We start from the raw sequence: 26,742 nt of genomic DNA, 5'->3' as shown, positions 1-26,742 counted from the left end.
CGGTGATCGGATGCCGGAATGGCGGCCCGCGTCGCGCGCGCTCCTTGCACCGGGCGCATCGGCCGGGCCATTCCCCCGTGGACCACTGTAGCCCACGGTCCGCCATGGTAGCCGGCAAACAGGCGGCAAAAAATGCCGCTTTTCCCCCGCTCCCGCTTGCGCCGGCGAGCGGAGAATGCCGTCATCCGGAATTGGGACGCAACGGGGTCGCGACCATGGCAACCGCAGAAAACACCGCAGACGCAGCCCTTGGCGCCGCGCCCGCCGAAGGCGGCCGGGCCTCGCGGCTGCAGCAGACGCTGCAGAACATCAACGCGCTCAGCCAGCGCCAGAAGATCGCCGGCGCGGCGGCGATCGCGCTCGCCATCGCGCTGATCGTCGGCGCGCTGCTGTGGAACCGCCAGCCCGAATACGCGGTGCTGTTCTCCAACCTGGAAGAACGCGACGGCGGGCAGATCATCGCCGCATTGCAGCAGCAGAACGTGCCCTACCGCATGTCGCCGGCCGGCAACGCCATCCTCGTGCCGCAGGCGATGGTGCACGAAACCCGGCTCAGGCTGGCCGCCGGCGGCCTGCCCAGGGGCGGGCTCGCCGGCTTCGAACTGATGGACGGCCAGAAGCTGGGCATCTCGCAGTTCAACGAGCAGATCAATTACCAGCGCGCGCTCGAGGGCGAACTGTCGCGCACGGTGCAGTCGATCGCCGCGGTCGCCGGCGCGCGGGTGCACCTGGCGATGCCCAAGCAGACCGCCTTCCTGCGCGACGACCAGAAGCCCACCGCGTCGGTGATGGTCAACCTGCGCGCCGGCCGCACGCTGGATGCGAACCAGGTGGCGGGCATCGTGCACCTGGTGTCGTCCAGCGTGCCGCGCATGACTGCCTCCGGGGTCAGCATCATCAACCAGGACGGCGAACTGCTCACCCAGCAGGCCGACCCGCTGCGCCGCGCCGGCATGGACCCGACCCAGCTCGACTACGTGCGCGAGATCGAGGCCGGCATGATCCGCCGCATCGAGACCATCCTCGGGCCCATGCTCGGCAAGGACAACTTCCGCGCCCAGGTCGCCGCCGACGTCGATTTCAACCAGGTCGAGCAGACCGCCGAGACCTACAAGCCCAACCCCTCGCCCGACCAGGCGGTCCGCAGCCAGCAGACCAACGAGCAGATCAACCCCGCGCCCGGCGCGATCGGCGTGCCCGGCGCGCTGACCAACCAGCCCCCCGCTCCGGCGACCGCGCCGATCACCGCGCCGGCGGTGCCGGCCGGACAGGGGGCCGGCGCGGCGGGCGCCGCCAGCAGCGCGCGCAGCGCGGTCCTCAACTACGAGCTGGACCGCACGATCCAGCACGTGAAGCAGTCCATCGGACAGCTCAAGCGCCTGTCGGTGGCGGTGGTGGTGAACCACCGCCCGGCGACCGCGCCCGACGGCCAGACGCAGAGCCTGCCGCCGACCGAGGAGGAACTGGCGCGCATCACCAACCTCGTGCGCGAGGCGGTGGGCTACAGCGCCGGCCGCGGCGACACCATCAACGTGGCCAGCAGCAGCTTCACCACGCCGGCGGCCGAGGCCACCCCGCCGCTGTGGAAGGACCCGGAGATGCTCGATCTCGGCAAGGAGATCGCACGCTGGCTGGCGGTACTCCTGGTGATCCTGCTCGTGTATCTTGCGGTGATCCGCCCGCTGGTGCGTACCGTCGTGCCGCCGAAGGAAAAGCCCGAAGCGGAAGGGGCCGGGGAAGCCGGCGAGGAAGGCGAAGAAGGCGAGGAAGGCGTGCGCGTCACCCTGTCCGAAGCCGCCGAGGAGGACAGCTACGAGGCTCACCTCGAGCGCGCACGCAACCTGGCGCGCAACGACCCGAGGATGGTCGCCAACCTGATCAAGGAATGGATGGGCGTCACCGAGGAGAGCCGCAAGTGACGACGCCGGAAGAGGGCCTGGAGAAGGCCGCGCTGCTGCTGATGACGCTGGGTGCCGACGAGGCCGCCGAGGTGCTGAAGTTCCTCGGCCCGCGCGAGGTGCAGAAGCTGACGATGAAGATGGCGACCATGCCGGCGCAGCCGCGCAGCAAGGTCGACCCCCTGCTGCTCGAGGTGAACGAGCATTTCGGCAAGGGCACGCTGATCCAGTCCGACCAGGAGCAGTTGCGCACGATGCTCACCAAGGCGCTGGGCGACGAGCGCGCCGGCCAGTTGCTGTCGCGCATGGTGCAGGGTTCCGACACCGCCGGCATCGAGGCGCTGAAGTGGATGGACGCCGCGACCGCGGCCGACCTCATCAAGAACGAACACCCGCAGATCATCGCCACCATCCTGGTGCACCTCGAGTACGACCAGGCGGGCGAGATCCTCAAGCATTTCGGCGACCGCCTGCGCAACGACGTCGTGCTGCGCATCGCCACGCTCGACGGCGTCCAGCCGGCCGCGCTCAAGGAACTCAACGAGGCCCTGTCGCGCATGCTGGCCGGCGCGACGACGGTGAAGAAGGCGGCGATGGGCGGCGTCCGCCACGCCGCCGAGATCCTCAACTTCGTCGGCTCGGCGCAGGAAACCGCGGTCATCGACAACGTGCGCGAATACGATCCCGAACTGGCGCAGAAGATCCTCGACGAGATGTTCGTGTTCGACAACCTGCTCGACATCGACGACCGCGGCATCCAGACCATCCTGCGCGAGGTGCAGTCCGATTCGCTGATCGTCGCGCTCAAGGGCGCCACGCCCGAACTGCGCGAGAAGGTCTTCCGCAACATGTCCAGCCGCGCCGCCGAGATGATGCGGGAAGATCTCGAATCCCGCGGGCCGGTGCGCCTGTCCGAGGTCGAGGCCGAGCAGAAGGAAATCCTCAAGATCGTGCGCCGCCTGGCCGAGGAAGGCCAGGTGATGATGGCGGGCAAGGGCGGCGACGATGGCTTCGTGTAAGCGCCGCATCGCGCCGCGCGGCGGCGGCAGGGCAGCCCGGTGAGCATCACCCGCCACCAGGCGGCCGGCGCCTATCGCCGCTGGGAACCGGTCGATTTCGACGCCCCGGAGACACCCCCCGCGCCCGACCCTCCGCCGCCGGCCGAAGAGCCGGCACCCGCGCCGCTCCAGCCCGAACCCGAGCCGGAGCCCCTGGCCGGCCTGCAGTTGCCGACCGCGGAGGACATCGAGCGCATGCACGAGGATGCACGCGCCGCCGGCCATGCGGAAGGTCATGCCGAGGGCTACGCGGCGGGCTTCGAGGCCGGCCGCGAGGCGGGCCAGGCGGAAGGCGCGGAACGGGTCGAGGAAGCCGCCCGGCGCCTGGCGGAACTCGCCGGCAACCTCGACCAGGCGCTGGGCCGGCTGGACCAGGAAGTCGCCGAGGAGTTGATGGCGCTGTCGATCGAGATCGCGCGCCAGATGGTGCATCACACGCTGGCCGTGCATCCCGAGGCGGTGATCGACACCGTGCGCAGCGCCTTGCTGCAGATCCCCCAGGGCCACGCCCAGATCCGCCTGCACCCCGACGACTGCGAACTGGTGCGCCAGCACATGGGCGAGCAGCTCGGCCATTCCGGCCACCGCATCATCGAGGATGCCGAACTGCTGCGCGGCAGTTGCCGCATCGACAGCCCCGGCGCGCAGGTCGACGCCACGCTGGAGACGCGCTGGCAGCGCACCCTCGAGACGCTGGGGCGCGAACATGCCCAATGGCAGCCGTCCGACGACGACGGGGAGGCATGATGGAACATCACGGCGTGCTGTGGCGCAGCTTCCTCAAGAGCGGCGCCAGCCTGGTGGAAAGCTGCAATCCGCTGGAAGTGTCGGGCCGCCTCACCCGCATCAACGGCCTCGTCATGGAGGCCGCCGGACTCAAGCTGCCGCTGGGCTCCGGCTGCCGCGTGCTGGTGCCCGGCGGCGGGGCGGTCGAGGCCGAGGTGGTGGGCTTCAACGGCGAAAAGCTCTTCATGATGCCGACCGACGACGTCTTCGGCCTGGCGCCGGGCGCGCGCGTGCTGCCCATGGAAGTGGGCGCGCCGCGCCTGGTGCTGGGCAAGCACATCGGGCCGCGCCGCCGCGCCGCCGACCGCGCCAAGCATCTGCCGGTGGGCGACGCCCTGCTCGGCCGCGTGGTGGACGGCGCCGGCCGGCCGCTGGACGGGCTCGGCCCGCTGGTCACCCAGGAAACCCGCTCGCTGCAGGGCCGCGCCTTCAATCCGCTGGCGCGCGCCCCGATCTCGCAGCCGCTGGACGTGGGCATCCGCGCGATCAACGCCCTGCTCACCGTCGGCCGCGGCCAGCGCCTCGGCCTGTTCGCCGGTTCGGGCGTGGGCAAGTCGGTGCTGATCGGCATGATGGCGCGCTACACCGCGGCCGACACCATCGTCGTCGGCCTGATCGGCGAGCGCGGCCGCGAAGTGAAGGAATTCATCGAGCAGAGCCTGGGTGCCGAGGGCCTCGCGCGCTCGGTGGTGGTGGCGGCGCCGGCCGACACCAGCCCGCTGATGCGCATGCAGGGCGCCTCCTATGCCACGACGGTGGCCGAATACTTCCGCGACCAGGGCAAGCAGGTGCTGCTGATCATGGATTCGCTCACCCGCTACGCCATGGCGCAGCGCGAGATCGCGCTGGCGATCGGCGAGCCGCCGGTCACCCGCGGCTACCCGCCGAGCGTGTTCGCGCGCCTGCCGGCCCTGGTCGAACGCGCCGGCAACGGCCCGGCCGGCGGCGGTTCCATCACCGCCTTCTACACCGTGCTGGCCGAGGGCGACGACCAGCAGGACCCGATCGCCGATTCCGCGCGCGCCATCCTGGACGGCCACTTCGTGCTGTCGCGCAGCCTGGCGGACCAGGGCCACTACCCGGCCATCGACATCGAGCAGTCCATCTCGCGCGCCATGCACAACCTGGTGGGCGACGATCACTTCGCGGTGGTGCGGCAGTTCAAGCAGTTCTTCTCGCGCTACCAGCGCTCGCGCGACCTGATCGCGGTGGGCGCCTACCAGCCCGGCGCCGACCCGGTGCTGGACATGGCCGTCAAGCTGTACCCGCGGCTCGAAGCCTTCCTGCAGCAGGGCATCCACGAGCGCGAGGGCTACGACGGCGCGCTGGCCCGGCTGGCCGAGGTATTTGCCACACCCGCCTGACCGAAGAGGCTCCGCGCATGATGATGCCGCGTTAGAATCGCGCACCCGATCCGCAAGACGTCCGAGATGAGCCGCTTCCACCTCCAGCCCCTGCTCGACCTCGCCCAGACGCGCACCGACGAGGCCGCGCGCAGGCTGGGCGAACTGATCGCCAGCGAACGTACGGTGGAGCAGAAGCTGAAGCTGCTGGAAGACTACCGGCAGGAATACCACGACCGCTTCATGCAGGCGGTGCGCGACGGCATCGGCCCCGACGCCTGGCGCAACTACAGCGCCTTCCTCGGCCGCCTCGACGACGCCGTCGCGGTGCAGCGCAAGGCGGTCGAGCAGTCCCGCCAGCAGACGGCGCAGGGCCAGCAGAACTGGCTGGCGCAGCGCAACCGGCTGAAAGCCTTCGACACCCTGTCGCAGCGCCACCAGGCCGGCGTCGCGCGCAGCGAGGCGAAGCGGGAGCAGAAACTCACCGACGAACACGCCGCGCGGCGCAGCCGCCAGGACGACGAGTAAGGGGACGGGCGGCCCGGCGGATATGGCCGGACGCGAGCGCGGCACGGGCATGGCATGAAGCTTGCTGATTGCAGGCATGGCATGAAGCTTGCTGATTGCAGCTCGATGTCCATGCAGATCCGCCATCCCGAGGTCACCACCATGCCCGCCCCCGTTTCCTCCAGCGCCGCACTGCCCGGTCTCGCCGGGATGCTGTTCGCCTCCTCCGTGCAGACCGGCGTCAAGGGCGCGGCGGCCACTTCGTCCGCCACATCGTTCTCCACCACCCTGCAAAGCCGGCTCGACGGCCGCCCCCCGGCGCGCGAACCGGGCGCGCACCTGGACGGCGCCGAACGCCCGCGCGAGCCGGAACGCAGCCCCGAGCGAGCGCGCGAGCCCGAGCGGCAGAATGCTGGCGCGCCGCGCGACGGCGCCGCAAACGGCAAGGCGGACGGCGCGCAGGAAGGCCGGCCCGCCGACGGCAAGGGCGCGCATCGCGAAACCTCGGGCGCGCATGGCGAAGGCACGCCTGCATCGCAGGCCGGCGGCAAGGCGGCGGAAGGCGCCGCCGCAGCGTCCGCCGCCGGCGGCACGGACCCGATCACGCTGGCGGCCCCGGCAGCCGTGGTGCTCACCGACGCCGCGGCCGATGCCGATGGCGGAACCGACGATACCGGCATCGATGCCGACTTGCCGGCAGAACTTGCCGCCCTGCTGCCGCAGCTTGCCGCGGCGAGGATGGCGGAAGGCGCACCCAGGCCCGGTCCGGCGGCGGATGACAGCCCGGGCAAATCGCTTCAGAATTCCGGCCTGCTGCCGAGAATGGATGCAGGACTGCCGGGCGCCGGGCGCGGCGCCGCGGATCCGGCGCTCATGCTGCAGGCGCGCGAGAACGCGGCGGCCGGCCGGCTCGCCGCCGGGGTGAAGGGCGCGGACGGGGCCGGCGCGGCCCTTGCCTCGACGCTTCCCGGCGACGCCGTGCCGCACCCTGCCGGCGAATTCGCCGCCTTGCGCAACCAGGCCATCGCCGCCCGGCCGGCAACGCCGCAACTGCCGGTCAACACACCGGTCGGACGGGATGGCTGGGTCGACGAGGTCGGCAACCGCGTGACCTGGATGCTGGGCCGCGCCGAGAGCAAGGCCGAGCTGGTGCTGACCCCGCCCAACCTCGGCAAGCTCGAAGTCTCGATCAACCTGAACGGCGATCAGACCACGGCACAATTCGTCGCGAGCAGCCAGGCTGCGCGCAATGCGCTCGAGCAGGCCCTGCCGCGCCTGCGCGAGATGTTCGCGGAAGCGGGCATCAGCCTCGGCGAGGCCAGCGTCGGCACCTCCGGCGAGCAGCAGGCCGGACGCGACGGCGGCAGCGGCGGACGCGGACGGGGCGGCGGCACGCTCGGCAACGGCACGGCGGCCACCGCCTGGTCGAGGCAACACGACGGGATGGTCGACACCTTCGTCTGAAGCGCCGGAATTGGGGCGGGTCTGCCCCACTTTTCCGCGCTTCGTTCGCAGCGGCCATCCTGGATAATGGGATTCAGGATCTAGGAGAGTCGCATGGCGAAGGCGCCAGCCAAACCGGAAGCTGCCACCGAGGCAGCCCCCAGGAAGAAGGGCAAGCTGCTGCTGATCATCATCATCGTCCTGCTCGTGCTGTTCGTCGCAGCCGCGGGCGTGGTGGTGTTGCTGCTGCTGAAGAAGGACAAGGGCGGCGGCGACCATGCGGACGCGCAGGAGACGGCCCCGCACTCGACGATCGATCTGTCCAAGCCGCCCGCCTTCGTGCCGCTGGACCCCTTCACCGTCAATCTGCGCCGCGACGAGGGCGACCACTACCTGCAGGCGGTCATCGTCCTGCGCGTCGGCGATCCCAAGCTGGCCGAGAGCCTCAAGGCTTTCATGCCCGAGATCCGGCATCGCATCAACCTGCTGCTGTCGTCCAAGCTGCCATCCGAGCTGGCCGACACCGTGGGGCGCGAAGCGCTCGCCGAGGGCATCGCCACCCAGGTGAACGAGGCGCTCGGCTTCCCCGCCGGCACCGATTCACGCGGGCGGACGCGCTCGAACGGGCCGGTGCAGGCCGTGCTGTTCAACTCGTTCATCATCCAGTGACGGACCCCCGCGATGTCTTCGGACTTTCTTTCCCAGGAAGAGGTTGACGCCCTGCTGCGGGGCGTCACCGGGGAGTCCGACGAGCCGGACGAAGATCTCGCCGACGAGGGCGGCGTCAGGCCGTACAACCTCGCCACGCAGGAACGCATCGTGCGTGGGCGCATGCCCACGATGGAACTGATCAACGAGCGTTTCGCGCGCTACCTGCGCATCGGCATGTTCAACTACATGCACCGCAACGCCGAGGTGTCGGTGGGCGCGATCAAGGTGCAGAAGTACGCGGAATTCATCCGCAACCTGGTGGTGCCGACCAACCTGAACCTGGTGCAGGGCAAGCCGCTGCGCGGCACCGGCCTGGTGGTGTTCGACCCCAACCTGGTGTTCCTGGTGGTCGACAACATGTTCGGCGGCGACGGCCGCTTCCATACCCGCGTCGAGGGACGCGACTTCACGCCGACCGAGCAGCGCATCATCAAGGGCATGCTCGACGTGGTGTTCGCGGAGTATGCGCGCGCCTGGGCGCCGGTGTTCAAGTTCGAGCTGGAATACGTCCGCTCGGAGATGAATTCGCAGTTCGCCAACATCGCCACGCCGTCCGAGATCGTCGTCGCGACGAGCTTCTCGCTCGACTTCGGCGGCGCGCAGGCGGAGATGCACGTCTGCTTTCCGTACTCGATGCTGGAGCCGATCCGCGACCTGCTCTACTCGACGATGCAGAGCGATCACCTGACGCAGGACAAGCGCTGGATACGGCTTCTGTCGCGCCAGTTGCAGACGGCCGAGATCGATCTGACGTGCAACTTCGGCACCGCCCGCGTGACGCTGCGCGACATCGTCGACATGCGCGTCGGCGACGTGATCCCGCTCAACGTCCCCGAGGCGCTGACGGCCGAGGTGGACGGCGTGCCGGTGTTCGAGTGCCGGCACGGCACGAAGAACGGGCGCTATGCGCTCAAGGTCGAACGCATCGTCAATCCCAACGAGAACGACGCCCCACAGATTCCTGGAGGCCAGAATGGCTGACGACAACCAGATCAGCGACGACGACTGGGCCGCCGCGATGCAGGAACAGGCTTCGGCCGAGGCCGGCGTGGGCGATGACGCCGCGCAGGTGGCCGCCGAACTCGCCGCCGCCGCGATGGGCGATTCCCCCTACCAGGCGCGCCCCGCCAGCCAGATCTTCGAAGACTTCGGCTCGGCCGGCGGCAAGCCGGGCTCGCTGAACGACTTCGACATGATCCTCGACATCCCGGTGCAGATCACGGTCGAACTCGGCCGCACCAAGCTGTCGATCCGCAACCTGCTGCAATTGGCGCACGGCTCGGTGGTCGAGCTCGACGGGCTGGCCGGCGAGCCGATGGACGTGCTCGTGAACGGCACCCTGATCGCGCAGGGCGAGGTGGTGGTGGTCAATGATAAGTTCGGCATCCGCCTGACCGACATCATCAGCCCCGCCGAACGCATGCGGAAGATCCGCCACTGATTCCCCGCCCGCGGCGCGACGCCGCCGCGGGCCCGCCACACACTTCGCCTTCGACGAGCAGCACGACGTGCCCATTCCCCCGTTCGCCCTTGCGGCCCTCTCCCTGCTGTCCGCCGCGCTTCCGCTGCACGCCGCGGAGCCGGCCGGCGCAGCCTCCCCGGCCGCGCCGGATCTCGCCGCCGGCCTGGGGCAGATGGCCGTCGGCCTCGCCGTCGTCGTCGCCGTGCTGCTCGCCTGCCTGTGGGCGATCAAGCGCCTGTCCGCCCCCCGTGGCACGGCGGCCTCGGCGCTGAAGGTGCTGGGCGCGGTGGCGGTCGGCCCGCGCGAGCGCGTGGTGCTGGTCGGGCTGGGCGACAAGGTGCTGGTGCTGGGCGTGGCGCCCGGGCAGGTCAGGACGCTGCACGTGCTGGGCGCCGACGAACTGCCCGTCCCCGTTCCGGGCGCGCCGGCGGCAGGCATGAAGGACTTCCCCGCCTGGCTCCGGCAGGCGATGGAGCGCCGCCAGTGAGCCCCGGACCCATGCCGCGGCGCGCCTCGCCCGCCGGCGCGCTGCCGGCGCTCGCGCGCTGCGCGGCCGGATTCGCGCTGGCGCTGGCGCCGCTGCTGGCCGCGGCGCAGGCGCTGCCGACGCTGACCGCCACGCCCGCCGCCGGCGGCGGCACCACCTACAGCCTGACGATCCAGACGCTGGTGCTGATGACGCTGCTCAGCTTCATCCCGGCGATGGTGCTGATGATGACCAGCTTCACGCGCATCATCATCGTCTTCTCCCTGCTGCGCCAGGCGATGGGCACGCAGACCGCGCCGCCCAACCAGGTGCTGCTGGGGCTGGCGCTGTTCCTGACGTTTTTCATCATGGCGCCGGTGGCCGAGAAGGTCCATGAGGAAGCCTACCTGCCCATGTCCCAGGGCACGATACAGTTCGACGAGGCGCTGCAGCGCGCCTCCGTGCCGATGAAGACCTTCATGCTCAGGCAGGTGCGCGAGCCCGACCTGTCGCTGTTCGCCGGCCTGGCCGGGCTGCCGCCGGTGGACAAGGCCGAGGACCTGCCGATGCGCGTGGTGATCCCCGCCTTCGTCACCTCGGAGCTGAAGACCGCGTTCCAGATCGGCTTCATCGTCTTCATCCCCTTCATCATCATCGACATGGTCGTGGCCTCGGTGCTGATGTCGATGGGCATGATGATGATGTCGCCGGTGATCGTGTCGCTGCCGTTCAAGATCATGCTCTTCGTGCTGGTCGACGGCTGGACCCTGCTGATCGGCTCGCTGGTGCAGAGCTTCGCGCCCTAGCCCGCCGAGGAGACGCCATCATGACCCCTACCACCGTCATCGACCTGGGCCGCCAGGCGATCGAGATCACGCTGCTGGTGTCGGCGCCGCTCTTCCTCGCCGCGCTGGTCACCGGCCTCATCATCAGCGTCTTCCAGGCCGCCACGCAGATCAACGAGATGACGCTGTCCTTCGTGCCGAAGCTGGTGATGATCTTCGTGACCCTGGTCGTGGCCGGCCCGTGGATGATCACCACGCTGACCGACTTCATGCGCCGGCTGTTCGAATCCATCCCCGCGATGATCGGCTGACGGCGCCCGGCCACGGCATCCCATGCTCAGCGTCACCGCCGCACAGCTCGACGCCTGGCTCGCGGCGCTGATGTTTCCGCTGGCGCGCCTCCTGGGCCTGTTCTCGTCCGCGCCGGTGTTCTCCAACCGCGGCGTGTCGATGCGCGTGCGGCTGGCGATCGGGCTGGCGGTGACGGTCGCGCTGTTGCCGGCCATGCCGCCGATGCCCGCGGTGCCGCCGGGCTCCGGGCCGGGGCTGGCGATCTTCGTGCAGCAGATCTTCATCGGCATCGCGATCGGCTTCATGATGCGCATCGTCTTCGCCGCGGTCGACATGGCCGGCGCGCTGATCGGCATGCAGATGGGCCTGTCGTTCGCCGTCTTCTTCGACCCCGAGGCGGGCGGCCAGACGGCGGTGATGTCCGACTTCCTCGGCCTCGTCACCACCCTGCTCTTCCTGTCGGTGAATGGCCACCTGCTGCTGATCGACGTCACCGTGAGGAGCTTCGAGTGGCTGCCGGTGGGCGCCGGGACGGTTCGCTCGTCCGGCTGGGGCCACGTCGCGCGCACCGGGGCGACGGTGTTCGCGGCCGGGCTGCTGCTGGCGCTGCCCATCGTGGCGGTGCTGCTGGTGGCCAACATCGCGCTCGGCGTGCTGACGCGGGCCGCGCCTCAGCTCAACCTCTTCGCCGTCGGCTTTCCGATCACCCTCACCGCCGGCTTCGTCAGCCTGATGCTGGTCTTCGCGAACTTCGCGCCCGTGCTGCAGAGCCTGTTCGAGCGCGGCCTGGACACCATCGCGTCGATGCTGGAAGCGCTGGCGCCGCTGCCGCCCGTCCTGCCCTGATCTCAGAGCTGCGGGAACTGGCGCGAACGCACCAGGCGGATCTCGCCGCTGGCGACGCGGCGGGCGAACGGGCGGGTCGACTCCATGCCTTCTTCGTAGCGCAGCACGTCGTAGCCGGCGAAACCGCCGGCCTCCGCCATGCGCTGCGCGCTGCGCAGGAAGACCTGGCGCGCCTCGCCCTCGCCGCCGGTGATGAGCGACTTCATGCGCAGGTCCATGCGCACCCGCTCGTCGCCCGCGCGGCTGACGTCGATGCTCCAGGTCGGCGCCAGCGGATCGTAGATGGCGTAGGCCACCAGCGCGCCGGCAATGTACTCCGGCTTGAAGTACGACAGCTTGCGGGCCATCAGCGCCCCGCCGGCGATGCCCGCCACCGTGCCGCCGGACGCGGCGACGTCGTCCTGCGTCACCCCGGCGAAGGTCGCCTCCCCGGTGGGCGTGGTCGAGCAGGCGGCGGCCAGCATCGCCGCGCCGAGCATCAGGCAGGCCGTACGAGGCGGGATGCGCATGATCGGGGTCAGGTCAGGTAGTTGAACAGCGACAGCCCGGCGACCTTCAGGAAGGACTGCTGCGCCGCCTGCAGGATGGTCTGCTGCTGCGTGAGGCGCGACAGCGCCTCGTTGTAGTCGAGGTCCTGCAGGTTCGACAGGGTGGTCGCGTACTGCAGGTCGAGGTCGCTGCCGATCAATCCCAACTGGTCGATCTCCACCAGTTGCGACCCGATCTGGGCGCGGACGCCCAGCACCTTGTCCAGGTTGCCGTCGATCGCATCCACCGCCGCCGTCACCGCGGCCGGCACGCCGGCGGCCGGCCCCTCCAGCGCGTCGATGAAGGAGGACAGCGCGGCGAACACGCCGGAGGACTCGTCGCCGAAGACGCGCTCGCCGGCGAAGGTGGTCGGCATGAAGCGCGAGGACGAGACCTGCATCGTCCGCGAACCCTGGTCGCCCTGGTAGCTCACGCCGCCGTCGGCGTTGCCGCTGAAGGGCGGGTCCTGCGACCGGTAGCCGGCGAAGAGGTAGTCGCCGTTGGCGTCGCGCGTGTTGGCGATCGCCAGCATGGCGTCGAACTGCGCCCGCAGGTCGGTGGCGATGGCGCGCCGGTCGCTCTCGGGCAGCGACGGATTGCCGGCTTCGAGCGCCCGGTCGCGCACGTACTTCAGGATTTCGCCGGCACCGCTCAGTTGCCCTTCGACCAGCTTCAGCGCGTCCTCCGCATAGCCCTGGTTGGACATGAACTGGGCATTCACGCTGCGCGACTGGCTGACGTCCAGCGCCCGCGCCGAGGCCACCGGATCGTCGGCCGGCGTGAGGATCTTGCGGCCGCTGGCGATCTGCTGGGCGGTGTGCAGCAGCGAGGCGGACTGCTGCTGCAGCGCGCCCACGCTCTGGTCGTAGATCATGTTGGTCGAGATGCGCACTTCGGGCTCCCGTTATCAGCGGCCGATCGCCAGCATTTCGTCGAACAGCGTCTGGGCGACCGCCATCACCCTGGCCGACGCCTGGTAAGCCTGCTGGAAGCGGAGCAGGTTGGCGGCCTCCTCGTCCAGATTCACCCCCGACACCGAGTCGCGCGCCGCCTCGGCCTGCGCCAGCAGCGCATCCTGCGCCTTCTCGCCGGCCTGCATCTCGCGCGCCTTGTTGCCCACCTTGCTCACCAGTTGGGCGTAGGCGTTGTTCAGCGTCGCGGTCGGCCGGCCGCCGGCGTCGAACATCAGCTTGTCGGTCTGCAGCGACCCCAGGAGCACCGCGTTCCGGTTGTCGGCGATGCCGCCGGTGTTGGGGCCGAAGGTGAAGGAATCGCCATCCGCCGGCGTTCCCGCCAGCGAGAACGTCAGGCTGTACCCCTCGGGCGCGGTGAGCGTGAAGGTCTTGCCGTTGCCTTCCGTCGCCGGGTCATAGGCGTTATCGGCAACCGGCGGATTTCCTGAAGCCAGCACGTAGCCCGCCGGCACGCTCAGGGTCCCGCCCGACCACGACAGGCCGACCGCGGTGAAGTCCGGCGTGGTGCTCGCCCCGGACACCATGCCTTCCGTGCTCGCCACGCGGATGTCGCCGACGCGCGCGGTGCCGCCGTTGGTCCCGGCCGCGGCCACCGCGACCGGGCCTGCCGCCGCCACCTTGCGCGGGTCCGCGATGCCCATCGCGAGCCGGCCCGCCGCATAGCGCGTCGGCTCGACGAGGTAGGTGCCGTCGGCGCCGAGCGCGCTCGTCAGCTTCAGGCCCTCGAAGGTCTCGCCTTCGCCGAGCGTCCTGGACGCGCCCGTGGTCAGGTTGGTCAGCGTGTAGGTGGTGCCGGAGATCGCCAGCGAATAGCTGCTCGCAGTGAGTTCGCCGATCGCCCCGGGGTCGATCTCGATCGTCGCCGCCGACGATTCCACGCTGACGGCGGCCGGCTTGAAGAAATCCGTGCCCAGCATGCCGTCGAGGTCGACGCCCAGCTTGTGCTGGGTATTGAAGGCGGTGGCCAGGGTGGTGGCGATCAGCCCCAGATCGCGCTGCACCGTGTCGAGCGCCTCGCGGCGAAAGGCGAGCGTGCCGCCGATGCTGCCGCCGGTGAGGAGCGTCTCGGACAGCGGCGACGCGGTGCCGTCGCGGGCGATCAGGGTGATCCCCAGGCCGCCGTTCTCACCGGCTCCGGGCGCGGTGCCGAGCCGGGCCGCATCGTCGCCCAGCACCAGGCGCTGCCCGGAACCGATGAAGACCGAGATCGTGCCGTCGTCCTGCGGCACGGTGGACACGCGGACGAGCTGGTTGAGCTGGGCCACCGCCTGGTCGCGCAGGTCGAGCAGGTCGTTGGCGGCCGTGCCGCCGCTTCTGGCGCGGGAGTCCATGATGCGCTGGTTGAGATCGGCGATCTCGCGCGCGTAGCTGTTGATGCTGGTGACGGTCGCCTCGATGTCCGCATCCACTCCCTGGCGGATCTCGGACAGGCGGCTGTCGAGCGCCTGGAAGCGCGCGACCAGCGCCTCTCCGGTCGACAGCAGCGCCTGGCGCGAGGCGATGTTGGTGGGGTTGGCCGACACGTTCTGCATGGCGGCGAAGAACTCGCTCAGCGCCGGCGACAGGCCCACCGACGGGTCGGCGAGCAGGTTGTCGATCTGGTTCACCTGCATGCTGTAGGCGGCGTATTCGGCGCGCCGGTTGTCGCTGAGCATGACCTGGTTTTCCAGGTACTGGTTGTAGGTGCGCTGCACCGAATCCACCGCCGTGCCCTGGCCGAAGAACGAGCCGCCCCTGAGCAGCGGCGTGGAGGTGCTCTGCTGCACCGTCTGCCGGTGATAGCCGGGGGTCGACGCGTTGGCGACGTTGTGCGACGTGGTCGACAACTGCGCCTGGGCGGCGTAGAGGCCGGTCAGTCCGATGTTCAGCAGGCTCGACATGGCGGTATTCCCGATACGCTGGTTCCAGCCATCAGCAGCAAGATCCTTGCCAGCGCGTCACATCCCCGCCGCGCCTCAGGCGGCCGAGGCCGAGGCCGAGGCGAGCGCATTGCGCAGCGTGCTGCCGCCGATGATGCGCGCGAGCTTGTCGGCATACATCGGGTCGGTGGCGTAGCCGGCCTGCTGCAGCCCGCGCGCGAAGCCGCCGGCGTCGCGCTGCCCGAGCACCGCCGCATAGCGCGGGCTGTTCGAGAGCAGCCGCGCGTAGTCGGCGAAGGATTCCGCGTACGAGCCGTAGGCGCGGAAGCGGGACTGCTCGGCATAGGTGCGGCCGTTGGCGTATTCGGTGGTGCCGACGTTCACCGTGCGGCCGTCCCAACTGCTGCCGGCCTTGATGTTGAAGAGGTTGTGGCTGGGGCTGCCATCGGCATGGCGAAGCTGCTTCTCGCCCCAGCCGGTCTCCAGCGCCGCCTGCGCGACCATGAACTGCGGCGGGATGCCCGTCCTGCGGCTGGCTTCGACCGCGTGCGGCCACACGTCGGCGACGAAATCGCGCGCGCGCGACGAAATCGCACCGCCGGCCTCGCGCGCGGCGCGGATCGCCTCGCCGAGCCGGGCCTGCAGCGCGGCGCTCCCGGCCACCGCGGCGGCATCCCCGGCTTCTTCCGCGGCGCCCTGCCCGCCGACCAGGCCCGCCGCCGCAGCCAGCCCCTGCGGCAAGGCGGCAAGCGCACCGGCAGCACTTTCCGCCGCCGCCGCGCGGACGGCAGGAATTGCCGCCCGCCGCACCACGTTGCCGAGATCGAAGCCGGCGGCGGGGCCGGTATTGCCGGTCATGCGCGTATCGACGGCATCGAGCGCGCTGCCGGCGGCCTTGCCGCCCAGTTGGCGGTACAGGGTGTCGGCCAGCCCGGTACCCTTGCCTTGCGCCATGTTCAGCGCCAGTTGCTGGTCGAGCAGCCCCTGGAACAGCCTGCCCTGCTCGCTGTCGAGCAGGCCGCCGGCAGGCGTGGCGTCGCGCATGGACTTCATCACCATCTGCACGAACAGGGCCTCGAACTGCCGGGACGCGGCGCGCAGCGCCTGGTCGGACTGCCCCTCGCTGCGCGCCAGGCGCTTGAGGTCGCCGAGCGCGTTCGGATCGAAGGCGTTGAGCTGGACGCCGCCGGTGCGGGCTGCCGTCATCGCCGCAGCCTCAGATGACCTCGAGTTCGGCGCGCAGCGCGCCGGCCGACTTCATCGCCTGCAGGATGCTGACGAGATCCATCGGCTTGGCGCCGAGGGCGTTGAGCGCCTTCACCACGTCGGCCAGGTTGGCGCCGCCCTTCACGTTGAAGAGCGCGCCCGCCTCGCGCTCGATGTCGACCTGGCCGCGCTGCGTGACCACCGTCTGGCCGCCCGACAGCGGCGCCGGCTGGCTGACCTGGGTCTCGGTGCCGACCGTCACCGTCAGGTTGCCGTGCGCCACCGCGCAGTTCTGCAGCGTGACCTTCTGGTTCATGACGACCGAACCGGTGCGCGAGTTGATGATCACCCTGGCCGCCTGCACCGCGGGCGTGACTTCCAGGTTCTCGAGATGGCCGAGGAAGGCGACGCGTGCGGTGGAATCCAGCGGCGCGCGCACCTGTATGCTGCGCCCGTCGAGCGCCTGCGCCGAGCCCGGCGCGGCGAGGTTGATCGCATCGACGACGCGGCGCGCGGTGCCGAAGTCGGTGGCGTTGAGTTCGAACGTCACATGCTCGCCCTGCCCCAGCAGCGCCGGCACCGCGCGTTCCACGGTGGCGCCGGCCGGGATGCGGCCGGCGGACAGGTGGTTGATCGTCTGCGACGCGCCGCCGGCCGACGCGCCCGCGCCGCCCACCACCATGTTGCCCTGGGCGATGGCGTAGATCTGGCCGTCGGCCCCCTTCAGCGGTGTCATCACCAGCGTGCCGCCGCGCAGGCTCTTGGCATTGCCGATGGACGACACCGTGACGTCCAGCGCCTGCCCGGGGCGGGCGAAGGGCGGCAGCGTGGCGGTGACCATGACCGCGGCGACGTTCTTCAACTGCAGGTTGGTGCCCGCCGGCAGCGTGACGCCCATGTTGCCCAGCATGTTGACGATGCTCTGCACGGTGAAGGGCGTCTGCGTCGTCTGGTCGCCCGAGCCGTCCAGGCCCACGACCAGGCCGTAGCCGGCGAGCTGGTTGTCGCGCACGCCGGCGATGGACGCCAGGTCCTTGATGCGTTCGGCCGCCGCCGGCGGCGCGAGGAAGAGGGCCGCGGCGGCGAGGACCGCCGCCAGCAGGTGCGTGGAACCGGAGGGACGATTGCGCATGTCGCGGCCTCAGAACGGCAGGATGGCCACGAAGAAGCGCTGCAGCCAGCCCATCGTGTTGGATTCGTCGATGAAGCCGCTGCCGCGGTACTCGATACGGGCATCGGCCACCTGGGTGGATTGCACGGTGTTCGACGCGGTCACGCTGTTCGGGTTGATCACGCCGGAGAAGCGGATGAACTCGTTGCCCTGGTTGATCGCCACCATCTTCTCGCCCGACACCAGCAGGTTGCCGTTGGGATAGACGTCGATCACCGTCACGGTGATGGTGCCGTTGAAGACGTTGTTGGCCGCCGCGGCGCCCTTGCCGGCGAAGTCCGAGGTGACGCCCGCCTCGGCGTTCAGCCCGGCCAGCCCGCCGAGCGGCAGCTTCGAACTCCCGGTGATGCCGCCGGTGAGGCTGGATTCGCGTCCGGCGCTGGCATTGGCGTTCTTCTGCGCGGTGTTGCGCTCGACCAGGTTGATGGTGATGGTGTCGCCGACGTGGCGCGCGCGGCGATCCTCGAACAGCGGCCGGCCGTAGCCCGGCTGGAAGATCGCGCCGGTGGCGGGCATCGCCTGCGGCCTCGCCTCGGGCCGCGCCGTCATCGGCTGATGGACCGCGGTGGGCGGCGTCGGGTAGATCGACGCGCAACCCGGCAGCAGGGCGGCACCGACGAGTGCCAGTGCGCCGGTCGTCTTCATGGCCTGCCTCCTCAAAGCTGCGTCAGCCGGCTCAGCATCTGGTCGGAGGTCGAGATGGCGCGCGAATTCAGTTCGTAGGCGCGCTGGGTGACGATCATGCTCACCAGCTCTTCGGCGACATTGACGTTCGACGTCTCGACGTAGCCCTGGTTGAGCACGCCGGAGCCGTTCGTGCCGGGCTGGGTCGGCGTGGCGACGCCGCTGGAGGCCGTCTCGGCGAACAGGTTCTCGCCCAGGCTCTGCAGGCCGCCGGGGTTGATGAAGGTGGCGAGCTGGATGCTGCCGATCTGCACCGGGGTGGTGGCATTGGGCTGCAGCACGCTCACCGTGCCGTCCTTGCCGATGGTGATGGTCTTCGCATCGGCCGGGATGTTGATGTTGTCGGCCAGCAGGTAGCCGCTGGCGGTGACGACGTTGCCCTGGTTGTCGAGCTGCAGCGCGCCGTCGCGCGTGTAGGCGGTGGTGCCGTCGGGCATCGTCACCTGCAGGAAGCCGTTGCCCTGGATCGCCACGTCGAGCGAGCCGCCGGTCTGCTGCAGCGTGCCCTGGGTGAAGATGCGCTCGGTCGCCGCCGGCTTGACGCCGGTGCCGATCTGCAGCCCGCTGGAGATCTGCGTCTGCTGCGTGGACTGCGCGCCGGGCTGGCGGATGGTCTGGTACAGCAGGTCCTCGAAGATGGCGCGCTGGCGCTTGAAGCCGTTGGTCGAGACGTTGGCCAGGTTGTTGGAGATCACGTCCAGTTGCGTCTGCTGGGCATCCAGCCCGGTGCGGGCGGTCCACAGGGAGCGGATCATGATGTAGTCCTCTTGGTTCGCATTGCCGGGGCGGCAAGCCTTGCCGGCAGGTGGCGGCGTCCGCCGGTTTTCGATGGAATCGTCGATGGAACCAGTCTAGGCCCGTGCCGCCGCCGGCCATCCCGGGATAAGCGTTGCAAAAACCGTGCTGCGGCGGCGCGCCGGAGGCGGGACCGTGGGCGGCACTCAGCCGACGGAAAGCACCTTCATCGCGGCCTGGTCGTTCTGCTCGGCCGATTGCAGCATGCGGGTCTGCATCTCGAACTGCCGGCCCAGCGAGATCATCTGCACCATCTGGTCGACCACGTTCACGTTGCTGCCTTCCAGGTAGCCGCCCGCCACGCGCACGTTCTCGTCCGCCGGCGCGGCGCCGCCCTGCTGCAGGCGGAACAGGCCGTCTTCGCCGCGCACCAGCGTTTCTTCCGCCGGATTCACCAGCTTGAGCTGCGCCACCACGTTCACCACGCCGAGCTGGTCCGGCTGCAGCGCCGAGATCGAACCGTCGGTCCCGATGCTGATCTCGTTGTCGGGCGGGATCGAGATCGGCCCGCCGCCGTCGCCGACCACCGGCCTGCCGTCGCGCGTCTGCAGGATGCCGTTGGCGCTGACTTCCAGGCTGCCGTCGCGGGTATAGGCTTCGCTGCCGTCGGGCATCTGCACCGCGATCCAGCCCTTGCCGGCGACCGCCACGTCGTAGGGGCGGCCGGTGAATTGCATCGGCCCGACGCCGTAGTCGGTGGCCACGCTCGCATCGACGGTGAAGGCGCGCGTGCGCAGCGCGTCGGTCTGCACCTCGACCGCGCGCAGCTTGTGCAGTTCGGCGCGAAAGCCGGTGGTCGTCGCGTTGGCGATGTTGTGCGCGACCGCGGCCTGCTGATCCATGGTGCCCCTGGCACCGGTCATCGCGGTATAGATCAGGCGATCCACGGTTCAGCCCTCCGTTCGCGCGCCGGGTTCAGCGCAGGTTGACCAGGGTCTGCAGGATCGCGTCCTGCGTCTTGATCGACTGCGCGTTGGCCTGGTAATTGCGCTGCTGGATGATCATCTGCACCAGTTCCTGGGTCAGCTCGACGTTGGATTCCTCGATCGTGCTCGACGTGATCAGGCCGTTGAGGCCCTCGCCCGGCGCGTTCTCGAACGCGGGGCCGGACTCGGTGGTCGCCTCCCACAGGTTGTTGCCGAGCGAGTTCAGGCCGTTCTCGTTGCGGAACGTGGCCAGCGCGACCCGGCCGAGGTTGTAGGTCTGGCCGTTGGTGTAGCTGCCGACGATGAGGCCGCTCTGGTCCACGCTGAGGCTGGCCAGTTCGCCGGCGCGCCGGCCGTCCTGGCCGATGTCGTTGATCAGGTAGGTGCCGCCGGTCTGCCGCATGCCGGTGAAGTCGAGCATGATCATGAGCGGCGCCGCGTCCGGCGTCAGCGTCGATTCGACGTTCCAGGTCGCGGTGGCGCCGAACGAGGTGTCCAGGGTGCCCGAAGTCGTGAAGTGCAGCGACAGCATGGGCGAGGCGTCGGGCCGGTTGCCGTCCAGGCTCGGGTACACGTCCCAGGTGTTGATGGCCGGGTCGGCCTGCTTGACGAAATAGAAGGTGATCTCGTGCGACTTGCCCAGGCTGTCGAAACCCTGGATCGACGTGCTGCGGTTGTAGGTGCGCGCGTCCCGCCAGTCGGTGCCGGTCGGGAAGGGATCCAGCAGCGGGTAGGCGTCCCGCGGGCTGATCTCTTCCGCATCGAGGTTGCCTTCCACGGTCACCCTGGTCGTCGCTTCCGGCGCCGAGCCGACGTTCGGGATCTGCAGCTCCTTCAGCCCGCCGATCTCGTTCGGCAGGCCCGTGCCGATGTCGGGGATGCTCTGGTAGCCGATCAGGCGGTCACCGGTGGAGGTGATGATGTAGCCGTTCTTGTCGAGATCGAACTGGCCGTTGCGCGTATAGGCGTTGGGGCCGCTCTCGCGCGAGATCATGAAGAAGCCGTTGCCGTTGATCGCCAGGTCGAGCGGGTTGTTGGTCGTCGTCAGGTTGCCCTGGGCGAAGGTCTGCCGCACCGCCGTCATCGAGCTGCCGGCGCCGACCTGCTTGTCCGACACGGTGCCGCTCAGCGACGCGGCATAGACGTCGGCGAACACCGCCGAGCCGGTCTTGAAGCCGGCCGTGTTGGTATTGGCGACGTTGTTCGAGATGATGTCCAGCGCTCTCGAGGAAACGTTCAGGCCGCTCAAACCTTGCTGGAAAGACATGATCGGGGCTCCGGATCAGAGGATCTGCTTGATGTCGTCGAACTTGAAGATGCCCAGCGAACCGACCTGGAAGTCGGTGCCGGTGGGGCCGCGGATGATGCTGGAGACGGTGCCGAATTCCAGCGTCCGGCCCTTGACCGCCTTTCCGTCCTTCGTCGCCGCGACCTCGATCGTGTAGACGCCGTCGGCCGCGCGTGCGCCATCGCTGGCGGAGCCATCCCAGACGAAGTTGTGGCTGCCGGCGGCGACGTCGTCGAAGGCGATCTCGTTCACCTTCACGCCCGCCGCATCCTTGATCGTCAGCACGACCTTGTCCGCATCGGCATCGACCTCGAAGCCCCCCACCGCACCGGCGCTGGTCAGCGCCAGCTTGCGGCCCTCGACGAGCACGCTGTGGCCGACGAGCGCGGCCGCCTGCATCGAGTCGCTCGTGCCCTGCGCATCGAGGAAGGTCTGGAACATCTTGTTCAGCCGCTCGATGCCGTCGACCGTGCTCATCTGGGCGAGCTGCGAGGTGATCTCCGCGTTCTCCATCGGATTCATCGGGTCCTGGTTGCGCAACTGCGTGGTCAGCAGGGTCAGGAAGCGCGATTCCTCGGACTTCGTCGTCGTGGTGGAACTGGTGCTGCGGGCCAGGCTGCTCATCGTGTTCTGCGAAGACTGCGTGCCGGATACGGTACTCATCGAATTCTCCTGCTGGCGGTGTCCATTGCCGGTCGGCGCTTACTGTCCGATCTGCAAGGTGCGCTGAAGCAAGGTCCGTGCCGTGTTCATCACCTCGGCGTTGTTCTGATACGAGCGCGAGGCGGAGATCATGTTCACCATCTCCTCGACCACGTTCACGTTGGGCATCTCGACGTAGCCCTCGGCGTTGGCGGCCGGGTTCGCGGGTTCATAGACGAGGCGCATCGGCGCCGTGCTCTCCACCACCTGGGTCACCTGCACGCCGACCGAGGCGTCCCCCGCGGCGACCGGCCTGGCCGCGAAGACGACCTGCTTGGCGCGGTATGGCTGCCCGTCCTCGCCGACCACGCTGTCGGCGTTGGCGAGGTTGGACGCGGTGGTGTTGAGCCGCAGCGACTGCGCATTGAGCGCCGACCCCGCGATCTGGAAGACGTTGAGCATGCTCATGATCGGTCCCCGGTATCGGCTTACTGGCCGCTGATCGCGGTGTTCATCGACCGCAGCATGCCGTTGATGAAGGTGAGGCTGGCCTCGTAGTGCAGCGCGTTCTCGGCGAAGGCGGCGCGCTCGACGTCCATGTTCACCGTGTTGCCGTCGACCGCCGACTGCAGCTCGGTGCGGTAGCCGGTGAAGCCTTCGAACGGGCCGGCATCGGCGGACGGGATGTGGCCCGGCCGGGTGGTGGCCAGCGCCACGCTGCCGGCCTGCTGCGCCAGCGCCCCCTGCAGCGCGGCGCGGAAATCCACGTCGCGCGCCTTGTAGTTGGGGGTGTCGGCGTTGGCGATGTTCGAAGCGAGCAACTGCTGGCGATGGGCCTGCAGGTTGAGCGCGTTCAGGTGGAAACCCATTTGCTTGTCGAGCAGCGTCTTCATCGCCTCACCCCGGATTCTGGCGCCGCGCCCGGAACGGCCGGGCCACGGCTGATTGCGGAAACCGTGCAGCTTCCATGCCAGCGATCCTAGCCGCCCGCCGGCGGCGGCCGTCGGCCGATAAGGCGAGGAATCCCCGGCCAATTTCGCCGCGGCGGGCGGCACCGGCGGCAATCTTTGCCGCCGGGTTGCCCGGGGCTGCCGCGCCATGATGCAATCGCGCCCATGAACGAGCAGCCCAGATGCGCGCTCCGCGCGCGGCCCCCACGCCATCCCTTTCCGGGATCCCGCTTCTCCGCCGCCCTCGCCTGCGGCGCGCTCGCCCTGTCGCTGCACGCCCCTGCGGTCCGCGCGCAGCAGCCGCCCGAGGCGGCGGCCGACGCCGTGCGGACCTTCCTGGAGCGGGAAACCCGCGGCCTGCCGGGGCAGGTCCGGATCACGGTGAGCCCGCTCGACGCACGCAACCAGTTGCCGCCCTGCGCGGCGCTGACCCCCTTCCTGCCCGCCGGCACCCGCGCCTGGGGCAGATCAGCGTCGGCCTGCGCTGCGACTCGCCGGTCGCGTGGACCGCCTACCTGCAGGCCAGCGTGGCCGTGATGGCCGACCACCTGGTGACGAAGCGGCCGCTGCGCGCGGCGCAGATCGTCGGGCCGGACGACATCGAACTGCGCCACGGCGACCTCGCCGCCCTGCCCGGCGACACCTTGACCGATGCCGCGCAGGCGATCGGCCACCATGCGCGCCATGCCGTCGCGTCGGACGTGCCGCTGCGCAGCGCGATGCTGCGCATCCCGCCGGCCGTGCAGCAGGGGCAGCCGGTACGGGTGATCAGCGCCGGCGCGGGATTCAGCGTCGCCAGCGAAGGCCGGGCATTGAACAATGCCGCGCCGGGCGAGTCCGTCCGCGTGAGAATGCCCAACGGCCAGGTGGTGACCGGCACCGCGCAGGCCGGCGGCAGCGTCGAGGTCGCGTTCTGAGATGGAGCCCCGATGCTCAAGGCGTGAGCTGCTCCAGGCAGAACGATCGACGATGGTTCTTCATCCGCCCGGATGGCGCGACACGGCAGGTCTGGTGGCGGGGATGCGTGGAGCGGGCGAGGACTGTCCGAGCCCCGAGCGCAGCGAGGGCGAGTTCCGCAGCCCGCGGAACGCATCCCCGCCACCAGACCGGATTCCAGGCATGCATGCAATCGCCCGGCCCCTTCGCGCATACCGAGTAGAAATTCCGGTTTTCCGCGCTAAAGTTTCGTCAAGGTTCGCCGTTACCCCGTCTGAGACAAACTGTCCGGGAAAGCATCATGAAAATCGAGAACACAGGAAAACCGGTTGCGGCCGGTAGCGCGAACGAGGCCAGGAACCGGCCCGCCGTCGCCGGCCAGAACGTGCCGGCGACCGTTGCCACCGCGTCGGACAAGGTCGAACTGTCGTCGCTGTCGTCCAGCCTGCAGAAGGCCGAGGCCGCAATGGCCGAAACTCCGGTGATCGACCAGAAGAAAGTGGACGAGATCCGCCAGGCCATCGCCGACGGCCGCTTCAAGGTGGATGCCGACCGCGTCGCCGACGGCCTGATCGCCAGCGTGCGCGAGATGCTGGGCCGGCAGGGCTGAGCGGCGCGCCCGGACCGGCAGGAACACGCAGCGCAGACAGGCGATGAACCGCCCGCCCCAGGCACCCACCCCCGCCGACACGCAGCGGCTTGCGCTGCTCGTCGAGGCCGAGTTCATCCAGTTGCGCGAGTTCATCGCCATCCTCGAACGCGAGGAGGCTTTGCTGGTCGCCGGCGACAGCGACGCCCTGGTCACGCTGGCGCAGGAAAAGAGCGACCGCTACCGCCAGTTGCAACGCCTGCACGACGATCGCGCCCTGCTGCTCGCCCGCCTCGGCCGCCCGGATTCCGACGCGTCGATGCGCGAGCTGTGCGCCGGCCTGCCGCGCGTGCTGGCACGCTGGGACGAACTGCTGGAACTGGCGCGCACCGCGCACGACCGCAACGCCATCAACGGCAGGCTGATCGTCGAGCGCATGGCCGCCAACCAGGCCGCACTGTCGGTGCTGCTCGCGGCGGCCGACCATCCCCAGCTCTACGACGCCGACGGCCAGACCCATCCTGCGCACGGCGGCCGCATGCTCGGCAGCGCCTGAACATTCTTCCAGTCCCCGCCTCTGCTATCCTTGCGCCCTTCGTGAAACCGAACGGCGCCGCAGCATGGCAGGCAAACAGTACGACGAATCCTCCTTCCGCGTCCTGAAAGGACTTGAGCCGGTGCGCGAGCGCCCCGGCATGTACACCCGCACCGACAGTCCGGCGCACATCATCCAGGAAGTCATCGACAACGCCGCCGACGAGGCGCTCGCCGGCTTCTCGAAGAAGATCCACGTCACGCTGCACCTCGACGGCTCGGTCGCGGTGGCCGACGACGGCCGCGGCATCCCGGTGGGCCTGCATCCCGACGAAGGCGTGCCGGTCGTGGTGCTCGCCTACACCCGGCTGCACGCCGGCGGCAAGTTCGACAAGCGCGAAGGCAACTCCGCCTACGCATTTTCCGGCGGCCTGCACGGCGTCGGCGTGTCGGTGACCAACGCGCTGTCCACCCGCATCGAGGTCGAGGTGCGGCGCGACGGCAGGATCCATCGCATCGACTTTGCCGACGGTGGCGAAACCATCGGCGAACTGCGCATCGAGGGCGAGTGCGGCCGCCAGACCGGCACCCGCGTGCGGGTGTGGCCGGATGCGAAGTACTTCGAATCGCCGCGCGTGCCGATGGCCGAACTCGAGCGCCTGCTGCGCTCCAAGGCGGTGCTGCTGTCCGGCGTCAATGTGCGGCTCGACATCGAGCAGGCGAACGCGCCGGCGCTCACCAAGACCTGGACCTACCCCGAAGGACTCGCCGGCTACCTGAAGGAACTCGCCGCCGATGCCGAAGCGGCGGCGCCGATCTTCACCGCCGAGAAGTACGCCGGCAAGGACGACCCCACCTTCGCCCCCGGCGAGGGCGCGGCCTGGGCGCTGGCCTGGTACGAGTCGCCGGTGCCGAGCGAATCCTATGTGAACCTGATCCCGACGGTGAATGGCGGCACGCACGAATCCGGCTTGCGCGCGGGCGTGTTCGAGGCGATGAAATCCTTCATCGACCATCACACGCTCCTGCCGCGCGGCGTCAAGCTGCAGCAGGAAGACGTGTGCGGGCGCATGAGCTTCGTGCTGTCGGCGCGCCTGCTCGACCCGCAGTTCCAGGGCCAGGTGAAGGAAAAGCTCAACTCGCGCGAGGCGGTCAAGCTCGTTTCCAGCCAGGTGCGCGATCCTTTCGAGATCTGGCTCAACAACCACGTCGACGCCGGCCGCGCGATCGCCGAACTGTCGATCAGGCAGGCGCTGGCGCGGCAGAAGAGCGCGCAGAAGGTCGAGAAGAAGAAGACCTCGGGCGTGGCGGTGCTGCCCGGCAAGCTGTCGGACTGCGAGTCGGAGGACATCGGCGAGAACGAACTCTTCCTGGTGGAAGGCGACTCTGCCGGCGGCTCGGCCAAGATGGCGCGCAACAAGGAAACGCAGGCGATCCTGCCGCTGCGCGGCAAGGTGCTCAACGCCTGGGAGATCGACCCCGACCGCCTGTTCGCCAACGCCGAGATCCACGACATCGCCGTCGCGCTGGGCGTGGACGCCCACCGCGCCGACAGCGAGGTCGACCTGTCCGGCCTGCGCTACGGCAAGGTCGTCATCATGTCCGACGCCGACGTCGACGGCGCCCACATCCAGACCCTGCTGCTCACCCTCTTCTTCCGCCACTTCCCGAAACTCATCGAGCGTGGCCACGTCCACGTGGCGCAGCCGCCGCTGTACCGCGTCGACGTGCCGGCCCAGGGCAAGAAGCGCCCGCCGCGCCGCCTGTATGCGCTGGACGAAGGCGAACTCGCCGCCATCCGCGACCGCCTGGAGAAGGAAGGCTTCAAGCCCGACGCGATCGAGATCGGCCGCTTCAAGGGCCTGGGCGAGATGAACCCCGACCAGCTCCGCGAAACCACGATGGACCCGGCCACCCGCCGCGTGCTGCCGGTGCAGGTGCGCAGCGAGGCCCTGGACGAAACGCTGAAGATGTTCACCCTGCTGATGGGCAAGGGCGAAGCGTCCGGGCGGCGGGCGTGGATGGAGGAAAAGGGAGACTCGGTCGAAGCGGACGTTTGACCCT

30 protein-coding genes are annotated in these 26,742 nt (G+C 69.6%); 18 read left to right on the top strand and 12 right to left on the bottom strand.

The annotated features are described in order from the left end of the window. Positions 1–215: 215 nt before the first annotated feature. The 13 genes from fliF (at position 216) to fliR (ending at position 11,596) form a co-directional block, all read left to right on the top strand. A complete protein-coding gene (fliF, locus tag CCZ27_RS05230) occupies positions 216–1,919 on the top strand; it encodes a flagellar basal-body MS-ring/collar protein FliF (protein WP_096446190.1) in 1,704 nt (567 codons plus the stop codon). Continuing rightward, positions 1,916–2,917: a flagellar motor switch protein FliG gene (gene fliG, locus CCZ27_RS05225; RefSeq protein ID WP_096446188.1), complete on the top strand. Its 1,002-nt coding sequence runs from the start codon at positions 1,916–1,918 to the stop codon at positions 2,915–2,917. Before fliF ends, fliG begins: the two co-directional genes overlap by 4 nt. A 39-nt stretch (positions 2,918–2,956) precedes the next feature. Beyond that, positions 2,957–3,703 (top strand): flagellar assembly protein FliH, encoded by a 747-nt coding sequence (gene fliH / locus CCZ27_RS05220; protein ID WP_096446186.1) that lies wholly within the window; start codon positions 2,957–2,959, stop codon positions 3,701–3,703. Next, positions 3,703–5,106 (top strand): flagellar protein export ATPase FliI, encoded by a 1,404-nt coding sequence (fliI, locus tag CCZ27_RS05215; protein WP_096452205.1) that lies wholly within the window; start codon positions 3,703–3,705, stop codon positions 5,104–5,106. The genes fliH and fliI overlap by 1 nt, the downstream gene beginning before the upstream one ends. A 66-nt stretch (positions 5,107–5,172) precedes the next feature. Continuing rightward, complete coding sequence (gene fliJ / locus CCZ27_RS05210) at positions 5,173–5,613, top strand: flagellar export protein FliJ (protein ID WP_096446184.1); 441 nt, start codon at positions 5,173–5,175, stop codon at positions 5,611–5,613. Positions 5,614–5,694: 81 nt separating this feature from the next. Then, positions 5,695–7,056: a flagellar hook-length control protein FliK gene (locus CCZ27_RS05205; protein WP_157748442.1), complete on the top strand. Its 1,362-nt coding sequence runs from the start codon at positions 5,695–5,697 to the stop codon at positions 7,054–7,056. A 93-nt stretch (positions 7,057–7,149) separates the two neighbouring features. Continuing rightward, positions 7,150–7,704, top strand: coding sequence for a flagellar basal body-associated FliL family protein (locus CCZ27_RS05200; RefSeq protein WP_096446180.1), 555 nt, complete (start codon positions 7,150–7,152; stop codon positions 7,702–7,704). A gap of 12 nt (positions 7,705–7,716) precedes the next feature. After that, a complete protein-coding gene (gene fliM, locus CCZ27_RS05195; protein WP_096446178.1) occupies positions 7,717–8,727 on the top strand; it encodes a flagellar motor switch protein FliM in 1,011 nt (336 codons plus the stop codon). Next, positions 8,720–9,187 (top strand): flagellar motor switch protein FliN, encoded by a 468-nt coding sequence (gene fliN, locus CCZ27_RS05190; RefSeq protein WP_096446176.1) that lies wholly within the window; start codon positions 8,720–8,722, stop codon positions 9,185–9,187. Before fliM ends, fliN begins: the two co-directional genes overlap by 8 nt. A 67-nt stretch (positions 9,188–9,254) precedes the next feature. Continuing rightward, positions 9,255–9,695, top strand: a complete 441-nt coding sequence (gene fliO, locus CCZ27_RS05185) for a flagellar biosynthetic protein FliO (protein ID WP_232516570.1) — start codon at positions 9,255–9,257, stop codon at positions 9,693–9,695. An 11-nt stretch (positions 9,696–9,706) separates the two neighbouring features. Next, complete coding sequence (gene fliP, locus CCZ27_RS05180) at positions 9,707–10,480, top strand: flagellar type III secretion system pore protein FliP (protein WP_232516645.1); 774 nt, start codon at positions 9,707–9,709, stop codon at positions 10,478–10,480. 20 nt (positions 10,481–10,500) lie between these two features. Beyond that, entirely contained in the window at positions 10,501–10,770 is a 270-nt protein-coding gene (fliQ, locus tag CCZ27_RS05175; protein WP_096446174.1) for a flagellar biosynthesis protein FliQ, read from the top strand. Between the two features lie 22 nt (positions 10,771–10,792). Continuing rightward, on the top strand, positions 10,793–11,596 hold the full coding sequence (fliR, locus tag CCZ27_RS05170; protein WP_096446172.1) for a flagellar biosynthetic protein FliR: 804 nt from the start codon (positions 10,793–10,795) through the stop codon (positions 11,594–11,596). Between the two features lie 2 nt (positions 11,597–11,598). Here the strand turns inward: fliR and CCZ27_RS05165 are convergent, their stop codons facing one another. From CCZ27_RS05165 to flgB, 12 genes are all read right to left on the bottom strand, one after another. Next, positions 11,599–12,105 carry a hypothetical protein gene (locus CCZ27_RS05165; protein ID WP_232516569.1) on the bottom strand — a complete coding sequence of 169 codons (507 nt, stop codon included), beginning with the start codon at positions 12,103–12,105 and terminating at the stop codon, positions 11,599–11,601. An 8-nt stretch (positions 12,106–12,113) separates the two neighbouring features. Next, positions 12,114–13,016 carry a flagellar hook-associated protein FlgL gene (gene flgL / locus CCZ27_RS05160; protein WP_096446168.1) on the bottom strand — a complete coding sequence of 301 codons (903 nt, stop codon included), beginning with the start codon at positions 13,014–13,016 and terminating at the stop codon, positions 12,114–12,116. A 15-nt stretch (positions 13,017–13,031) separates the two neighbouring features. Beyond that, positions 13,032–14,978 (bottom strand): flagellar hook-associated protein FlgK, encoded by a 1,947-nt coding sequence (gene flgK, locus CCZ27_RS05155; protein ID WP_096446166.1) that lies wholly within the window; start codon positions 14,976–14,978, stop codon positions 13,032–13,034. Positions 14,979–15,053: 75 nt separating this feature from the next. Further along, positions 15,054–16,163, bottom strand: coding sequence for a flagellar assembly peptidoglycan hydrolase FlgJ (gene flgJ / locus CCZ27_RS05150; RefSeq protein ID WP_096446164.1), 1,110 nt, complete (start codon positions 16,161–16,163; stop codon positions 15,054–15,056). Between the two features lie 10 nt (positions 16,164–16,173). Further along, positions 16,174–17,295 carry a flagellar basal body P-ring protein FlgI gene (locus tag CCZ27_RS05145; protein ID WP_096446162.1) on the bottom strand — a complete coding sequence of 374 codons (1,122 nt, stop codon included), beginning with the start codon at positions 17,293–17,295 and terminating at the stop codon, positions 16,174–16,176. 9 nt (positions 17,296–17,304) lie between these two features. Continuing rightward, positions 17,305–17,979 (bottom strand): flagellar basal body L-ring protein FlgH, encoded by a 675-nt coding sequence (locus CCZ27_RS05140; protein ID WP_096446160.1) that lies wholly within the window; start codon positions 17,977–17,979, stop codon positions 17,305–17,307. Positions 17,980–17,990: 11 nt separating this feature from the next. Further along, entirely contained in the window at positions 17,991–18,773 is a 783-nt protein-coding gene (gene flgG / locus CCZ27_RS05135; protein ID WP_096446158.1) for a flagellar basal-body rod protein FlgG, read from the bottom strand. 186 nt (positions 18,774–18,959) lie between these two features. Next, positions 18,960–19,700 (bottom strand): flagellar basal-body rod protein FlgF, encoded by a 741-nt coding sequence (gene flgF / locus CCZ27_RS05130; protein WP_096446156.1) that lies wholly within the window; start codon positions 19,698–19,700, stop codon positions 18,960–18,962. A 28-nt stretch (positions 19,701–19,728) separates the two neighbouring features. Further along, on the bottom strand, positions 19,729–21,006 hold the full coding sequence (flgE, locus tag CCZ27_RS05125) for a flagellar hook protein FlgE (RefSeq protein ID WP_096446154.1): 1,278 nt from the start codon (positions 21,004–21,006) through the stop codon (positions 19,729–19,731). Between the two features lie 15 nt (positions 21,007–21,021). Next, positions 21,022–21,690, bottom strand: a complete 669-nt coding sequence (locus tag CCZ27_RS05120) for a flagellar hook assembly protein FlgD (RefSeq protein ID WP_096446152.1) — start codon at positions 21,688–21,690, stop codon at positions 21,022–21,024. 39 nt (positions 21,691–21,729) lie between these two features. Further along, on the bottom strand, positions 21,730–22,137 hold the full coding sequence (flgC, locus tag CCZ27_RS05115) for a flagellar basal body rod protein FlgC (protein ID WP_096446150.1): 408 nt from the start codon (positions 22,135–22,137) through the stop codon (positions 21,730–21,732). A gap of 20 nt (positions 22,138–22,157) precedes the next feature. Then, the gene (gene flgB, locus CCZ27_RS05110; RefSeq protein ID WP_096446148.1) at positions 22,158–22,562 is read right to left on the bottom strand and encodes a flagellar basal body rod protein FlgB; all 405 of its coding nucleotides are present in this window, start codon (positions 22,560–22,562) and stop codon (positions 22,158–22,160) included. 222 nt (positions 22,563–22,784) lie between these two features. On the opposite strand from flgB, the gene CCZ27_RS24620 reads away from it, so the two are divergent. The 5 genes from CCZ27_RS24620 (at position 22,785) to CCZ27_RS05090 (ending at position 26,738) form a co-directional block, all read left to right on the top strand. After that, positions 22,785–23,156, top strand: coding sequence for a hypothetical protein (locus CCZ27_RS24620; protein WP_332460896.1), 372 nt, complete (start codon positions 22,785–22,787; stop codon positions 23,154–23,156). After that, on the top strand, positions 23,156–23,536 hold the full coding sequence (gene flgA / locus CCZ27_RS24615; protein WP_332460899.1) for a flagellar basal body P-ring formation chaperone FlgA: 381 nt from the start codon (positions 23,156–23,158) through the stop codon (positions 23,534–23,536). Before CCZ27_RS24620 ends, flgA begins: the two co-directional genes overlap by 1 nt. A gap of 320 nt (positions 23,537–23,856) precedes the next feature. Then, positions 23,857–24,165 carry a flagellar biosynthesis anti-sigma factor FlgM gene (flgM, locus tag CCZ27_RS05100; RefSeq protein WP_096446146.1) on the top strand — a complete coding sequence of 103 codons (309 nt, stop codon included), beginning with the start codon at positions 23,857–23,859 and terminating at the stop codon, positions 24,163–24,165. 43 nt (positions 24,166–24,208) lie between these two features. Then, positions 24,209–24,700, top strand: coding sequence for a flagella synthesis protein FlgN (locus tag CCZ27_RS05095; protein ID WP_096446144.1), 492 nt, complete (start codon positions 24,209–24,211; stop codon positions 24,698–24,700). A 64-nt stretch (positions 24,701–24,764) separates the two neighbouring features. Further along, entirely contained in the window at positions 24,765–26,738 is a 1,974-nt protein-coding gene (locus CCZ27_RS05090; RefSeq protein WP_096446142.1) for a DNA topoisomerase IV subunit B, read from the top strand. Positions 26,739–26,742: the final 4 nt, after the last annotated feature.

It is taken from the genome of Thauera sp. K11, assembly GCF_002354895.1.
Taxonomy (GTDB): domain Bacteria; phylum Pseudomonadota; class Gammaproteobacteria; order Burkholderiales; family Rhodocyclaceae; genus Thauera; species Thauera sinica.
The sequence above is the reverse complement of the archived record's forward strand: the minus strand, read 5'-3'. Positions and strand labels throughout refer to the sequence as shown.